This is a genomic window from Streptococcus sanguinis, assembly GCF_019928825.1.
Lineage (GTDB): Bacteria > Bacillota > Bacilli > Lactobacillales > Streptococcaceae > Streptococcus > Streptococcus sanguinis_L.
The window spans coordinates 361,360-375,322 of record NZ_JAHZOP010000002.1; the positions used below are offsets into that span (position 1 = coordinate 361,360).

The window sequence follows — 13,963 nt, forward strand, 5'->3', positions numbered from 1 at the left end:
CATTGAAAATATAACTAAGGAGAAAACATGAACAATTTACTCGTACTCCAGTCGGACTTTGGTCTGGTAGATGGAGCTGTGTCAGCCATGATCGGAGTGGCGCTAGAAGAATCGCCCACTCTGAAAATTCATCATCTGACTCATGATATCACCCCTTACAATATCTTTGAGGGAAGCTATCGTCTCTTTCAGACAGTTGATTACTGGCCAGCAGGAACGACCTTTGTGTCAGTAGTGGATCCGGGCGTTGGCTCCAAGCGTAAGAGTGTGGTAGCCAAGACTAAAAAGGGCCAGTACATCGTCACGCCTGACAATGGTACCCTGTCTTTCATCAAGAAGCATGTCGGAATTGAGGCCATTCGGGAAATTTCTGAAGTGGAAAATCGCCGCAAGGATACGGAGCATTCCTACACTTTCCACGGCCGTGATGTCTATGCCTATACAGGTGCTAAGTTAGCCAGCGGCCATATCAGCTTTGAAGAGGTTGGACCAGAGCTTAAAGTTGAAGACATTGTCGAAATTCAGGTAGTAGAGACCACGCTTGCGGATAATTATGTCAGCGGAGCTATTGATATCCTGGATGTCCGTTTCGGCTCTCTCTGGACCTCTATCACCCGCGAGGAATTCTGCACCTTAAAACCGGAATTTGGCGACCGCTTCGAGGTTACCATCTACAACAATGACATGCTGGTTTATCAAAACCAAGTAACCTATGGCAAGTCCTTTGCGGATGTCCGCATCGGTCAGCCTATCCTCTATATTAACTCCCTCTATCGGGTTGGCTTAGCGATTAACCAAGGTTCCTTTGCTAAGGCCTACAATGTTGGCGTCGGTGCCCAGTGGCATATTGAAATCAAGAGAATTGAAAATTAAGGAAGAAGAAAATGAAAAATAATACAATCAGAAACGTAGTCGCAACAGGAATTGGAGCTGCCCTATTCGTGGTCATCGGAATGATTAATATTCCAACGCCTGTACCCAATACCAGTATCCAGCTCCAATACCCTCTGCAAGCTCTTTTTAGCGTCATCTTTGGACCAATTGTCGGTTTCCTGATGGGCTTCATTGGCCATGCCATTAAAGACGCTATGAGTGGTGGCGGACTTTGGTGGTTCTGGATTGCTGGCAGCGGAGTCTTTGGTCTATTGGTTGGTTTCTTTAGAAAATTCTTCCAAGTAGAAGATGGCAAATTTGAAGTCAAGGATATTATCCGCTTTAACTTGATTCAGTTTGGAGCCAATGCAATCGCTTGGCTAATCGGGCCGATTGGTGACGTGATTGTATCTGGTGAGCCGGTCAATAAGGTTATTGCTCAAAGTATTGTAGCAATTCTGGTGAATTCTGCGACAGTTGCAGTTATCGGAACTGTCCTGCTGACTGCCTACGCTCGCACCCGCACCCGCGCAGGAAGTCTGAAAAAAGATTAATCATAGTAGTTTCTATCAAAGAATAGCTGCCTATACGACTGGGCGGCTTTTTTTGCTAGTGGTGAATCATACAGTTGTCCACTAGGAACTGGAAAATTTAAGAAATTTATGACTTCCTAAAAGTACTTACAATATAAGACGATATATTTAGATGAGATAAAAGACAAGAGTAAATTTTAGAACAGCTCTTGCGAATCAGAAATTTGTAGATTTTCCTAGTCTTTTTTTGAAAACGCTTTAAATTTGTACTATAATGGGGAATAGGAGTCGGTAAGTTCGTTGCCAACGAATCAAGAACAACCAAAGATTTGAATAGTTTAAAGTCTCTTTGGTTCTTATGTGACTCAGCTAGTTCCAACGTGTTATTGATGTTTGTGCCTACATAGTTTTAGCAGCAGAATCAGGTGCTCTGACGGCTGGATGTCTGGACCTCTGGACCTCTAAGATATAGATATGGTGTGGGTAGAAAATGTTTCAGCTGAGTTGGTTGTAACTTGCAATTTCCCGCTTCTTGATTCGTAAAAGAGAGCCCTTTTAATTTTTAGGCTCAGGGATTATCGATTCCAATGTGTATTTTAGGTAAAATTGGTCAGTTTGGCTGGATGGCCTTCATGATGACCATTGTTGTATTTGTTCTACTTGTTGTGATGACAAGTGCTATTTTTAATAAAGGCTTCAATTAAGAAGTCTAGGAGGACATGTGGTATGAAATTTTTCTTAGATACAGCTGATGTGGCGGCTATCAAGGCGATTAATGAATTAGGTGTTGTGGATGGCGTAACAACTAACCCAACAATTATTTCACGTGAAGGACGCGATTTTAAAACGGTTATTCAAGAAATCTGTGAGATTATAAGTGGTCCTGTTAGTGCAGAGGTTACTGGCTTGACAGCACCTGAAATGATTGCAGAAGCACGGGATATTGCTAAATGGGCTGATAACGTTGTTGTCAAAATTCCAATGACAACGGAAGGCTTAAAGGCTGTCTCTATCCTTTCAAAAGAGGGAATTAAAACGAATGTTACCTTGATTTTTACAGTTTCTCAAGGACTCATGGCTATGAAAGCTGGAGCTACCTTCATCAGTCCTTTTGTTGGACGTTTGGAAGATATCGGAACAGATGCCTATCAATTGATTGCAGATTTGCGTACGATTATTGATATTTATGATTTTGAAGCTGAAATCATCGCAGCTAGTATTCGTAATGCAGCGCATGTTGAAGCTGTTGCAAAACTTGGTGCTCACATTGCGACCATTCCGGATAATTTATTTGAAAAAATGACGCAGCATCCACTGACTACCAATGGAATAGCCCAATTTATGAAGGATTGGGAAGCATTTAAAAAATAAGTTTTAGGGTAGGTATGGGAAATAGAAGTCTCTGCCTCTGACTATATTTTAAGCAGGCCATAGCGACTGAGAAGACTTTGGCTCTTTGTCAAGAGAGGTAGATTGCTGATAAGCTAAGATTTGGAGAAGATCAAACTGGTCTTCTCTTTTTGATGTTTAGAAGCGTGGAGATTACTTCTGAAATAATGTAAAAAATAAAAGATAAAATGTAAATTATATATTGCATTATTTAAAATATATTGTATAATAGACTTATAATGATGAAAGGAGCGATAGCATGAATAGGAAAATAAATCATCTGCTTATTCCTCTTACTTGGCTAGTATTAGCTGTTGTGTTTATAATTCTAGGGATAATTCAGAAAAATCAAATGTTGCTTATTTTTGGTTTTGCTGATATCACTTTTGCTTGTTCTTTCTATGTTATATTCGGGCAAAGGAAAGACGATAAGGACGATGGACATGGCAAAAAATCTTAGACTAAAAATGGCACGAGCTGAGCATGATATGACCCAGGGGGACTTGGCAGATGCTATCGGAGTGACCCGCCAGACCATTGGCCTGATTGAGGCAGGTAAGTACAATCCTAGTCTCAGTTTATGCTTAGCGATTTGCAAATGTCTCAATAAGACGCTAGATCAATTGTTTTGGATTGAATAGAGAAAGGACTAGTCATGAAAATTAAACTTATTAAACGACAGATCTTGGACGAGCGGGAAGAGCAGCTGGTTAATAAGGCTGGTATGGAGGCTTTTAGTCTCTTCTTGTATGGTGGTTTAGCCTTATATGCTGGTTCTGTAGCTATGAATGCTAGAGCCATTAACTATCAGCCCTTCTTGGTTTTGATCATTATCGCCTGCTTATATTTCTTCTTTCGGGCTCAGTATCTGGGAGCCAATTATTACAATAGTTTCAGTCTGACTATTTGGGGTATAGCAGCTTGGACGGGGTCTCTAACTCTTTTGATTGCCTGCCAGAATTTCCAACTGAATCATGTTATTTATCATAACAGTGTTTTTCACCCCATGTTTCTATTTGTTATTTTTATTACGTTTGTCATTCACTTTCCCTTTATGCTGCTGGTCAATATTTTCTTGGAGTATATAAATAAATGGCAGAAAAAGCGCTTTGAAAAGTATTTGGATCAATTGGAAGAAGAGCGATAACTTGTCATTCTCATTTAAACTTTCCAGCTCAGCTATTTTTCAAACAAATATTTTGCCCAGCTTTTCTTCTCGGGTTATAATAAATAGATGAATTAAAAAATTCAGAAAATTTTATAGAGAAAAGAGAGTTGAAATCTTATGGCAAAAGATATTCGCGTCCTACTTTACTACAAATATGTTCCGATTGAGAATGCTGAGAAATTTGCAGCTGATCATCTGGCCTTCTGTAAATCTATCGGTCTGAAAGGCCGTATCCTGGTAGCAGATGAGGGAATCAATGGAACGGTTTCTGGTGATTATGAAACCACTCAAAAATACATGGATTATGTCCACAGCCTTCCGGGCATGGAAGACCTTTGGTTCAAGATTGACGAAGAAAACGAGCAAGCTTTCAAGAAAATGTTTGTTCGCTACAAGAAAGAAATTGTGCACTTGGGCTTGGAAGACAATGATTTTGACAATGACATCAACCCACTAGAGACGACAGGAGCTTACCTATCGCCTAAGGAATTTAAGGAAGCCCTCTTGGATGAAGATACTGTTGTCCTAGATACCCGTAACGACTACGAGTACGATCTGGGTCACTTCCGTGGAGCCATCCGTCCAGACATCCGCAACTTCCGTGAGTTGCCACAATGGGTTCGTGATAACAAAGAGAAGTTCATGGACAAGCGCGTGGTTGTTTACTGTACCGGTGGTGTTCGCTGTGAGAAATTCTCAGGCTGGATGGTCCGTGAAGGATACAAGGATGTCGGTCAGCTTCATGGCGGTATCGCGACTTACGGCAAGGATCCAGAAGTTCAAGGTGAGCTTTGGGATGGTAAGATGTATGTCTTTGATGAGCGTATCTCGGTTGATATCAACCATGTCAATCCAGTCGTGATTGGGAAAGACTGGTTTGACGGGACTCCTTGCGAGCGCTATGTCAACTGTGGCAATCCAGAGTGTAACCGCCGTATCCTGACTTCAGAAGAAAATGAAGACAAGTACCTCCGTGGCTGTTCTCACGAATGTCGCGTTCACCCTCGTAACCGCTATGTGGCTGAAAACGGGCTGAGCCAAGCAGAAGTGGTGGAGCGTTTGGCTGCGATTGGAGAAAGCTTGGAAACATTGGTGGCTCAGTAATTTAATCGTGAAGATAAAAAAACTTTAGATGTTTCAAGCATCTAAAGTTTTTTCATTATTTATTTGCAGCTTAGCTTTTCTTTATTCAGGTTTTGGTTTTTGTCCTTTCTTTTTGATGTGATATAATGGGCTTAAATAAATGGGAAAGGAGCAGGTCTATGTCTAAAGCTATCATGGAAGAAGTGGCAGCTTATCTGCGTCAGCATGCAGATGAAGAACTGAGTCTGACTGATTTGTCTCAGTATTTCCATTATAGTCCTTCCCATCTATCCAGAACTTTCAAGAAAAAGATGGGCTTTTCTATCAAGCAATATGTGGAAGCTCTTAAGATGGAAAAAGGGATTCAGGAGATTGTAGAGGGCCGGCAAAATGTGACCGAGACCTCTATGGAAGCTGGTTATGATAGTCTAGGCAGTTTTTCCAATACGTTTAAGCGGCATACTGGACTTTCGCCTAAAAAATATTATCAGGAATCAACCAAGGCTTATGATTTTATGGTTAAACAGCTGGATGAGAAGGGAGCTTTGTTGCATCAGGATCCTGACCACAAAAGTGGCAATCGCTTGACTGTAGCGTTATCTTATCCCGAGGGGTATGAACCTCGTATCAGCTGTGTCGGGCTTTTTAAAACTCGCATACCCAAAGAAGAGCCGATTATCGGAGTAGCACTGAGCCAGGAGAGACAGTTTACTTTTGAAAATGTACCGGATGGTCACTACTATCTTTTGGCCTGTGAATTGCTGGAGGATTTACGCCTGTCTAAAAACTATGTCTTGAAGCATAACTTTCGCTGGGGCAGCGATGAGCCTCTCACTTTTTCAGGCGATAGCATCTATCAGGAGGAAATCAGCATGCGCAGGCCCTTGCCCAGCGATCCACCTATTACAGTTAATCTTCCAGTTTTAATCATGCGTTCCCTAGCCAAACAAGCGCAATTGAGAATAAGAAAATTTTTATCCTAATTGATAAACTGATACTAGAGATTTATTCTCAGATATAAAAAATTGGAGGAACAATAATGAAATTAAACGTGTTTTTAAGTTTTAATGGTCAGGCAGAAGAAGCTTTTCGTTTTTATGCTGACCTTTTTCAGACAGAGATTAAGGGACTTGTCCGAGCCAGTGAGATGATGGATCCAGCAAACCTTCCTGCAGAAAAACGGGATAAGCTTGCCTGGATTGCCTTAGATACGGAAAACTTAACCCTGCATGGTGAAGATGTAGGCATTTTTAACGACCTATCTATTCCTAGCAATCATCAGCCCAATCAATGGTTGGTTCTGAGTCCAGATAGTAGAGAAGAAGCTGATGAGCTCTTTGCTAAGCTTGCTGAAGGTGGGCAAATTCTCTATCCTTTAGAGGAACAAGCTTTCGCAGAGTTTTATGGCCGCTTGATTGACCGTTTTGGTATCGGCTGGGATGTGATGAAATGAGGTAGGAGGATGGCTTATAGTGAATCCTTAGCCCAGCAAGTCCGTGCCATTTTAGCTACTGCTCTTCCCCCTCATGTTTTTGAAGAAGAGGTAGAAGAGAAGAAGATGTTTGGTGGTTTGGCTTTTATGGTCCGAGGTAAGATGACCGTTACTGTGAGTTCGAGAAGTCAAGAGCTTATCATGGTACGCATCGGTAAGGAACTGGAAAAGCAGGTTCTGCCTAAAAATGGTGCCAGTGTGACGTTAATGAAGGGCAGGCTTTATCATGGCTATATTGATTTAGATGGCGAAGGACAAAAGGAACTGCCTTACTGGATCAAGCTAGCCTTGTCCTACAATCAGGAGCTGACACAGCAGGATAAAAAGTAAGAAGTGCTCAGATGAGCTTGGCCTTCTTAGAAGTTTATTCGTTGCCTTTTTATCAAGTTCAAATATATTCTTAGAATCTGTATTGATGAAGCTTTCAATCGGAAAGTCTCTTCATGGATACAGGTTTTTTCGTCTTTTTCTTCCAAAAATGTTATACTAATACCAGAGTCCGTTTTGCGAATGAAGTTTATCCTTAAAAGTCTTGGAGAAAATCTAGTTTGTACCTGTATTGAGTGTTGATTTTGCATTTTCTCGCTTTCTGAAAGGCTTTTGTCGTTAGAAAGGAGCATGGTATGAGTATTTCTTTTTACATTCAGAACCGAAAGGGCTTGTTTAGCTATAAGGCGGTCGAAACACCCTTGTCTCTGGTTTCCTTGGTGGAAGGGCTGGAGGTCGTAGGCCTCGAGGGCGATAAGGCTTATCAATCCTTGGATCAGGTCGGAACTTTTCTTGCTGTCTATTGGGAAGGAGCAGGCCGTGGGTTTGAAGTTTATTATCTGCCAGACCGGGAAACCTACCAGGTCCGCGTCTTGACACCATCAACGGTGGGCGACTGGAAAGGGGCTATTCTCTTCATGAGTCGTTTGGCTCAGAAGATGAAGCAGGATATTGTCGATGAATACGGCACCACTTACACGGCTGACGGGATTTTTAATATTGATTTTGAAGCGGATATTCTCTATGGCCTGAACGATGCTAGAGTTGCAGCTGTGCCTATGCATGTTTTCGAAGGCTATGCTCATGATTTGTACATGTCGCAGGAAAAACTTCTGGAACTTTTCAAGGCAGAAGATCCTGTGGAGGAGTTTGGCAGGCAGATGGCCGAGATGCAGCAGGTTCAGAGTCAATTTTCTACTCCGAAGTATTATAAGGATCAGGATGGGAAATACCTGGGTTCTTATGTCTTGGCAGAAGGAGTGGATACAGTCCTTCCGACTCAGCCCATGCCCAAGGGATACTTGGTTAAAGAGATGATTGAGAGCGGTGCTAGTCAAGACATGGAATGGCATCTCCATATCCTGATAGAGGATGCCAGCAGTCCGCAGGGCTATAAATACTTGACAACAAAGGATTTAAAAGCTTTTTTGGAAAAGATTCCAGATATTCACCGCACCTATCTGGATTCCAGTCAGATCCGGATTCAGCCACTCAATCGGCTGGAACTAGAAGCCATTTTGGACCAACTTCCCGATGGAGAACCGAAGTTTTAGCGCTAGGAAAATTTACTTTTTGAATCTTAACAGAGCTGCCAAAAGGCGGCTTTTTTAGGTCTGTCAGCATTTCTCACAATTTTGTGACTCTTTTCGTTTTGATAACATTATTGAAAATATCTTGAGAATTTCAAATGAAGCTATAGAATAGAGGCTAATCCTATGAAAAAAGCAGAACGAAATGAAAGAAAAACACATGCTAATCTTGGGCTGGGCGGCTACTTTGATGTCTGTTATGATGTCTGTTTCCTATATCTCGCGGATTATGAATAATCTAGCTGGCAATAAGGGTGACTTTATCCAGCCTTCAGTAGCTGCTCTAAACTGTACTCTCTGGGTCATTTATGGCCTATTTAAAGAGAAACGGGACATTCCTTTGGCAGCAGCTAATATGCCGAGCATCGTATTTGGCTTGATTACTGCTGCAACGGCCCTTGTGTAAGATGAGATTGGGATTTATGCCCAGTCTTTTTTTGTTGGAAAATCATTGGATAAAGTACTCACTTCACTTGTAGCTATAGAGCCTGCCTATGGCATTTCCTATGTAGAAAATATGCAGGCAGCGTTCAGCAGACCGCCTTTTTATGATACAATGGTAAGATGAAGTCAGTAGACATCTGCTGGCTGTTTCATCAGGAAGAGAGATAAGAGAGCAAGCCTATGATACTTGAAGAATTTGACCAAAGTCGCAAGGCCATCATCAACCCAGAGGACTTGAATGAATCCATAGAGGGTTTTCCGGAGACGGCTGTTTCCTGCTTTGCCAGAGAGACTTTTGCGCGGATGCTAGCGGATTTTGAGCATGAGCTGATTACGACAACTAGCATGGCTAATATTGAAATTCCTATCTATCGTATTTTCGCGGATGGACGAGAACTGGCTCTCTTCAATGCACCAGTTGGAGCTTCGGCTTGTGTAGCTATTTTGGAAGACTTGATTGCTTTTGGCATGAAGAAGCTGGTTCTTTTCGGTACTTGCGGCATCTTGGATGAGGAGATTAAGGAAACATCCGTCATTATCCCGACGGAGGCCCTGCGAGATGAGGGGACTAGCTATCACTACCAGCCGGCTAACCGTGAGCAGGAAGTCAATCTTGGCTTGAAAGATTTTCTGACGGCTTTTCTAGATGAGCGCAGTATTTCCCATAGCAAGGGCAAGGTCTGGACGACAGACGGCATTTACCGTGAGACGCCTGCTAAGCTCCGCCAGAGAAAGGCTGAGGGAGCCATCTGTGTGGATATGGAATGCTCAGCTGTAGCGGCTTTGGCAGCCTTTCGAGAGATAACCGTCTGCCAGTTCTTCTATGCAGCCGATCACTTGTCTGAGGAAGCTTGGGATATGCGCAACCTAGCCAATCATGCAGACTTAGACGAAAAAGATAAGATTGCCAATCTAGCGGTTCAAATCGCTCTGGCACTATAGAGAAATAAGATGAAAAAACCAATTATCCAATTTGAAGACTTTAGCTTTCAATATCAAGCCCAGTCTGAACCGACCCTGAAGCAGATCAATTTGACTATTTACGAGGGGGAGAAGGTTCTGATTGTTGGACCATCTGGCTCTGGTAAGTCAACGCTGGGTCAGTGTCTCAATGGAATTATCCCTAATATTTATAAAGGTGAGGCCAGTGGTCAGCTCTTGATTAAGGGACAGCCAGCTTTTGAATCCAGCATTTATGATAAGTCCAATCTTGTCAGCACGGTCTTGCAGGACACGGATGGCCAGTTTATCGGGCTTAGCGTAGCAGAAGATCTGGCCTTTGCGCTGGAAAATGACGTGATGGAGCTGTCGCTTATGCGCGAAAAAGTCCAAACCTGGTCAGAGAAGCTGGATTTATCAGAGCTTTTGCAGCATCGGCCCCAGGATCTATCAGGCGGTCAAAAGCAGCGCGTCAGTCTGGCTGGGGTTTTGATTGACGAGAGTCCCATTCTGCTCTTTGACGAGCCCTTGGCCAATCTGGATCCTAAGTCAGGTCAGGATACCATTGATTTGATTGACCAGCTTCATCGGGAGACGGCAACGACGGCTCTGATTATCGAGCACCGCTTGGAAGATGTCCTCTATCGTCCAGTAGACCGGCTAGTTCTTATCAATGACGGACGCATTCTCTTTAATGGACAGCCGGATGACCTGCTCAGAACCCAGCTGCTAGCTGAAAATGGCATCCGCGAACCGCTCTACATTACGACCCTGCGCCAGCTGGGCGTTGAAGTGGAAAAGACTGAAGGATTGTCCCGATTGGATCAGCTGCAGCTAGCAGATGTGACCTTTGAAGGCAGAGATTGGTCTGACTCTGACAAAGAGCCTCAGGAGCCCTTACTGGAACTGGAGCACGTTTCCTTTTCTTACCAGAGCGGCGGCAAGCCTATTTTGCAGGATATCAGTCTGAAGATTTTCAAGGGTGAGCGGATAGCCATCGTTGGTAAAAATGGAGCTGGTAAGTCAACTCTGGCCAAGGCTCTTTGTCAGTTTATCGAGACTGAAGGAAGCTATAGCTGGAAAGGTCAGGACATCAAAGGAGACTCTATCAAGGAGCGGGCTGAGCGGATTGGCTATGTCCTGCAGAATCCTAATCAGATGATTTCAGCAGCCATGATTTTTGATGAAGTGGCTCTAGGCTTGCGCTTGCGCGGACTGGCAGAAGCAGAAATCGAAGAGCGGGTCCATGCAGCTCTTAAGACCTGCGGACTCTATGAATTTCGTAGTTGGCCGATTTCGGCCCTGTCTTTCGGCCAGAAGAAGCGGGTGACTATTGCGTCTATCTTGGTGCTGAATCCGGAGATTATACTCTTGGATGAACCGACAGCTGGCCAGGACCAGCGCCATTATACCGAGATGATGGAATTTCTAGATGAGCTCAATCAGCAGGGACATACTATTATCATGATTACGCACGATATGCAGCTGATGCTGGATTACTCAGTTCGGGCAGTGGTTGTGGTAGATGGTCAGATTTTAGCCGATAAGGCGCCTGCTCAGGTGCTGACAGATCAAGAGTTGATTGCGGCGGCTCATCTAAAGGAAACGTCAATCTTTGCTCTGGCTGAGAAGATTGGTGCCGACCCTCTGGCTTTGACCGAGTTTTATATGCAAAAAAAGGAGGACAAGCATGCTTAATCAGCGAAAATTAATCGGCTATCATGCAGGCGAGACGTTTCTTCATAGTTTGTCCGGTGCCAGCAAGATGCTCTTCTTCGTTCTGGTATCAGTGGCAGCCATGATTAGCTATGATACTCGCTTTTTGCTGGGGCTAGCCCTGCTGTCTCTCTGCCTCTTTCGGCTGTCCCATATCCGCATCCGAGACATTTCATTTGTTTTAGTCTTTGCGGCATCCTTTGCTGCTCTTAACTTAGTGATGGTCTATCTTTTCGCGCCTCAGTATGGTATCGATATCTACGGATCCAAAGATGTCCTCTGGACCGGATGGGGAGCCTATAATCTAACAGCTCAGGAGCTGTTCTACCTCTTTAATCTCCTGCTCAAGTATGTTTCGACCATACCTCTGGCAGTTATTTTCCTCATGACAACCCATCCCAGTCAGTTTGCTTCCAGCCTACATCAGCTTGGTATTTCCTATAAAATTGCTTACGCGGTCAGTTTGACGCTCCGCTATATTCCAGATTTGCAGGAAGAATTCTTCCTAATCAGGATGTCCCAGGAAGCGCGTGGGCAGGAATTATCCAAGAAAGCTAAACTGTCTCAGCGCGTGAAAGGAAATCTGCAGATTATCATTCCTCTGATTTTCAGCTCGCTAGAGCGCATCAATACCATTGCTACAGCCATGGAGCTGCGCCGCTTCGGGAAAAATAAAAAACGGACCTGGTATACTTATCAGGTTCTAAGCAAACGAGATATGCTGGTGCTGACACTGGCAGTCGCCTTTCTATTGCTCTGCTTTGCCCTCTTCGCAGTCAATCACGGTCGCTTTTACAATCCGTGGAGGTAGGATTTAAGCATGTTTCTTATGAATGTACGGTTTCCTAAAGTATCTTCTATTTAGATGCTATTTTAGGAGCTTTTGGAGACTTACGTGCTGAAAGGGAAGGAGTAATATGAAGAAAAAATGGAAATTAATAGCAGTTCTCGTAGTTGTTTTGTCTTTAGTTGGTGCTTATGATGCGTATCGGTATTTAACGCAGAGCCGTTATCAGGAAGTTAAAACTGCTATCGAGCCAAATGATTATGAGTTTATTGCAAATAGACAGGGGTTGGTAATTTCTTGGAAATCGGTAGATTCTAAAAATGATGGTCAAAATGCTTCTGAAAAATTAAAAAATGAGAATATACCGCTAAGATATGGAGAGGTAATCCATGGTAAGCATTATTTGTCTACTGAAAGCTATCAACTAGTCCATGAATCTAGCGATAAAAATTTTGATGTAAATAAGTTGAGCTTGGGAGAATTTTGGAAAATTCAGGTATATGACACAAGTACGAAGAATTTGTCTTTAAAAGAATATGATTTAATAAAAGCGGTTAAGAATTATGATGATCAATACTCTCCCATTCCTGGGCGTAATGTTAGTTTCTACACCTACAATAATCAAGAATATAGGACTCTTCCTTTACAAAAAACTGGAGTAGGAACGAAAGAGGGTAAATGGGTACTATTTAATATGTCTAATGGGAGAATAGAGGATTTTCCTAAGGGGACAAAAAAGACATTTGACAAACGTTTAAATTATAATTTAGGCTTGTTTACGAATTTAAAGGTTTACTATTCTGATGATATAAATAGTTTCAATTCAATCCATTTTACTTCCTCCGTTGTTAAACAATCCTTAGACTGGCGCCTAAAGGACGAATACCCTAAAGCTTACGATTTGATGACGAAGCAAGGAGGTCAATTATATCTTTTGACGGATAAGACAGATCCTAAACTGATGTCAGACATTTACAGTCTTTTAATTCCAAAAGATAAGCAGTTATTTGATAACTTAACTGTTTATGGCAGTATCACAAAAGACAGTCGAGATCATGTGGTCAATTCTTATGAAGAATTTATCAGTGTTTTAAAACTGGAGGAACAGGACAGTAAGTAAGTGACTTTTTATACTTGCGGTAGTCTTGTAGCATCTCTTTTCTATATTGAGCTTCTAGTCGGTGACATAAAAAATCAGGCAATCCTTGCCTGATTTTTTTCTTATAACGGTCTTTTATTTGGCATACCGGCTTTGCGGGGGTATTTATTGGGGGTTTCTTTCTTCTTTTCTACCACTGTGATAAAGCGGGGATCGCCGTTTGGTAGGGCATAGCTGAGGTTGTCTTGGACCTTGCTAAAGAGTAAATTGAGGGCATTTTTTGCTTCTTCCAGTTCCTCCGGAGCATTGGAAGCCTTGAGCGCCAGGAGCTTCCCGCCAACTTTCAGGTAGGGAATGGTCAGTTCAGACAGGATTTGCATGCGAGCGACTGCCCGTGCAGTGACCAGGTCAAATTGGGCCCGAAAGGCCTTGTCCTGAGCAAAGTCTTCTGCACGACCGTGGTAGAAGTGAACCTTGTCCAGCCCGATCTCTTCTGCCAGCAGTTTGAGGAAGTTGATGCGTTTGTTGAGCGAGTCAATGATAGTCACATCCAGCTGAGGATAGATGATTTTCATAGGGAGACTAGGAAAGCCGGCCCCGGCTCCGATATCTAGTAGCTTAAGCTCCTGATTATCAATCAAACCTTGCAAAACGGGTGCTATTGAATCATAGAAATGCTTGAGATAGACTTCATTTTTCTCGGTGATAGCTGTCAGATTAATTTTTTCATTCCATTCAACCAGAAGTTCAAAATAACGCTCAAACTGGTATTTCTGGCGGTCGTTCAGCTCGATTCCCTGCTGGCTCAATAGCTGATAAAATTCTTGCGGTGTCATAGTTTCATCCTTGTTTGTCAGTATTCA

The 13,963-nt window shown here is 42.8% G+C and carries 17 protein-coding genes; 16 read left to right on the forward strand and 1 reads right to left on the reverse strand.

Going from position 1 to position 13,963, the window contains the following annotated elements:
• Positions 1–27: 27 nt before the first annotated feature.
• The 16 genes from K1J09_RS05335 (at position 28) to K1J09_RS05410 (ending at position 13,121) form a co-directional block, all read left to right on the forward strand.
• The gene (locus tag K1J09_RS05335; RefSeq protein ID WP_223323227.1) at positions 28–873 is read left to right on the forward strand and encodes an SAM hydrolase/SAM-dependent halogenase family protein; all 846 of its coding nucleotides are present in this window, start codon (positions 28–30) and stop codon (positions 871–873) included.
• Positions 874–884: 11 nt separating this feature from the next.
• A complete protein-coding gene (locus tag K1J09_RS05340) occupies positions 885–1,427 on the forward strand; it encodes an ECF-type riboflavin transporter substrate-binding protein (RefSeq protein ID WP_002907093.1) in 543 nt (180 codons plus the stop codon).
• Positions 1,428–2,132: 705 nt separating this feature from the next.
• Entirely contained in the window at positions 2,133–2,777 is a 645-nt protein-coding gene (gene fsa / locus K1J09_RS05345; protein ID WP_223323228.1) for a fructose-6-phosphate aldolase, read from the forward strand.
• A 277-nt stretch (positions 2,778–3,054) separates the two neighbouring features.
• The gene (locus K1J09_RS05350) at positions 3,055–3,255 is read left to right on the forward strand and encodes a hypothetical protein (protein ID WP_223323230.1); all 201 of its coding nucleotides are present in this window, start codon (positions 3,055–3,057) and stop codon (positions 3,253–3,255) included.
• Positions 3,239–3,436, forward strand: coding sequence for a helix-turn-helix transcriptional regulator (locus tag K1J09_RS05355; RefSeq protein ID WP_002896268.1), 198 nt, complete (start codon positions 3,239–3,241; stop codon positions 3,434–3,436). Before K1J09_RS05350 ends, K1J09_RS05355 begins: the two co-directional genes overlap by 17 nt.
• A gap of 14 nt (positions 3,437–3,450) precedes the next feature.
• Positions 3,451–3,942: a DUF6773 family protein gene (locus tag K1J09_RS05360; RefSeq protein WP_125381913.1), complete on the forward strand. Its 492-nt coding sequence runs from the start codon at positions 3,451–3,453 to the stop codon at positions 3,940–3,942.
• Positions 3,943–4,080: 138 nt separating this feature from the next.
• Positions 4,081–5,067 (forward strand): oxygen-dependent tRNA uridine(34) hydroxylase TrhO, encoded by a 987-nt coding sequence (trhO, locus tag K1J09_RS05365; RefSeq protein WP_060553014.1) that lies wholly within the window; start codon positions 4,081–4,083, stop codon positions 5,065–5,067.
• Between the two features lie 158 nt (positions 5,068–5,225).
• Complete coding sequence (locus K1J09_RS05370) at positions 5,226–6,029, forward strand: helix-turn-helix transcriptional regulator (RefSeq protein ID WP_223323232.1); 804 nt, start codon at positions 5,226–5,228, stop codon at positions 6,027–6,029.
• A gap of 56 nt (positions 6,030–6,085) precedes the next feature.
• Positions 6,086–6,499, forward strand: coding sequence for a VOC family protein (locus tag K1J09_RS05375; RefSeq protein WP_223323234.1), 414 nt, complete (start codon positions 6,086–6,088; stop codon positions 6,497–6,499).
• Positions 6,500–6,508: 9 nt separating this feature from the next.
• The gene (locus K1J09_RS05380) at positions 6,509–6,868 is read left to right on the forward strand and encodes a TfoX/Sxy family protein (protein ID WP_223323236.1); all 360 of its coding nucleotides are present in this window, start codon (positions 6,509–6,511) and stop codon (positions 6,866–6,868) included.
• 293 nt (positions 6,869–7,161) lie between these two features.
• On the forward strand, positions 7,162–8,079 hold the full coding sequence (locus K1J09_RS05385) for a DUF4299 family protein (protein WP_223323238.1): 918 nt from the start codon (positions 7,162–7,164) through the stop codon (positions 8,077–8,079).
• Between the two features lie 181 nt (positions 8,080–8,260).
• Positions 8,261–8,521 (forward strand): hypothetical protein, encoded by a 261-nt coding sequence (locus tag K1J09_RS05390; protein WP_049553433.1) that lies wholly within the window; start codon positions 8,261–8,263, stop codon positions 8,519–8,521.
• Positions 8,522–8,739: 218 nt separating this feature from the next.
• Positions 8,740–9,501 (forward strand): nucleoside phosphorylase, encoded by a 762-nt coding sequence (locus tag K1J09_RS05395; RefSeq protein ID WP_049553434.1) that lies wholly within the window; start codon positions 8,740–8,742, stop codon positions 9,499–9,501.
• A gap of 9 nt (positions 9,502–9,510) precedes the next feature.
• Positions 9,511–11,196 (forward strand): ABC transporter ATP-binding protein, encoded by a 1,686-nt coding sequence (locus K1J09_RS05400; protein WP_223323240.1) that lies wholly within the window; start codon positions 9,511–9,513, stop codon positions 11,194–11,196.
• Positions 11,189–12,025 carry an energy-coupling factor transporter transmembrane component T family protein gene (locus tag K1J09_RS05405; protein WP_223323242.1) on the forward strand — a complete coding sequence of 279 codons (837 nt, stop codon included), beginning with the start codon at positions 11,189–11,191 and terminating at the stop codon, positions 12,023–12,025. The genes K1J09_RS05400 and K1J09_RS05405 overlap by 8 nt, the downstream gene beginning before the upstream one ends.
• 106 nt (positions 12,026–12,131) lie before the next feature.
• Positions 12,132–13,121, forward strand: coding sequence for a hypothetical protein (locus K1J09_RS05410; protein WP_223323244.1), 990 nt, complete (start codon positions 12,132–12,134; stop codon positions 13,119–13,121).
• Between the two features lie 101 nt (positions 13,122–13,222).
• On the opposite strand, the gene rsmG is transcribed toward K1J09_RS05410, so the two are convergent.
• Positions 13,223–13,936, reverse strand: coding sequence for a 16S rRNA (guanine(527)-N(7))-methyltransferase RsmG (gene rsmG / locus K1J09_RS05415; protein ID WP_223323246.1), 714 nt, complete (start codon positions 13,934–13,936; stop codon positions 13,223–13,225).
• Positions 13,937–13,963: the final 27 nt, after the last annotated feature.

Coding starts and splice junctions, on each gene's coding strand:
- K1J09_RS05335 (WP_223323227.1), top strand. CDS start 28: ATGAACAATTTACTCGTACTCCAGTCGGACTTTGGTCTGGTAGATGGA.
- K1J09_RS05340 (WP_002907093.1), top strand. CDS start 885: ATGAAAAATAATACAATCAGAAACGTAGTCGCAACAGGAATTGGAGCT.
- fsa (WP_223323228.1), top strand. CDS start 2,133: ATGAAATTTTTCTTAGATACAGCTGATGTGGCGGCTATCAAGGCGATT.
- K1J09_RS05350 (WP_223323230.1), top strand. CDS start 3,055: ATGAATAGGAAAATAAATCATCTGCTTATTCCTCTTACTTGGCTAGTA.
- K1J09_RS05355 (WP_002896268.1), top strand. CDS start 3,239: ATGGCAAAAAATCTTAGACTAAAAATGGCACGAGCTGAGCATGATATG.
- K1J09_RS05360 (WP_125381913.1), top strand. CDS start 3,451: ATGAAAATTAAACTTATTAAACGACAGATCTTGGACGAGCGGGAAGAG.
- trhO (WP_060553014.1), top strand. CDS start 4,081: ATGGCAAAAGATATTCGCGTCCTACTTTACTACAAATATGTTCCGATT.
- K1J09_RS05370 (WP_223323232.1), top strand. CDS start 5,226: ATGTCTAAAGCTATCATGGAAGAAGTGGCAGCTTATCTGCGTCAGCAT.
- K1J09_RS05375 (WP_223323234.1), top strand. CDS start 6,086: ATGAAATTAAACGTGTTTTTAAGTTTTAATGGTCAGGCAGAAGAAGCT.
- K1J09_RS05380 (WP_223323236.1), top strand. CDS start 6,509: ATGGCTTATAGTGAATCCTTAGCCCAGCAAGTCCGTGCCATTTTAGCT.
- K1J09_RS05385 (WP_223323238.1), top strand. CDS start 7,162: ATGAGTATTTCTTTTTACATTCAGAACCGAAAGGGCTTGTTTAGCTAT.
- K1J09_RS05390 (WP_049553433.1), top strand. CDS start 8,261: ATGAAAGAAAAACACATGCTAATCTTGGGCTGGGCGGCTACTTTGATG.
- K1J09_RS05395 (WP_049553434.1), top strand. CDS start 8,740: ATGATACTTGAAGAATTTGACCAAAGTCGCAAGGCCATCATCAACCCA.
- K1J09_RS05400 (WP_223323240.1), top strand. CDS start 9,511: ATGAAAAAACCAATTATCCAATTTGAAGACTTTAGCTTTCAATATCAA.
- K1J09_RS05405 (WP_223323242.1), top strand. CDS start 11,189: ATGCTTAATCAGCGAAAATTAATCGGCTATCATGCAGGCGAGACGTTT.
- K1J09_RS05410 (WP_223323244.1), top strand. CDS start 12,132: ATGAAGAAAAAATGGAAATTAATAGCAGTTCTCGTAGTTGTTTTGTCT.
- rsmG (WP_223323246.1), bottom strand. CDS start 13,936: ATGACACCGCAAGAATTTTATCAGCTATTGAGCCAGCAGGGAATCGAG.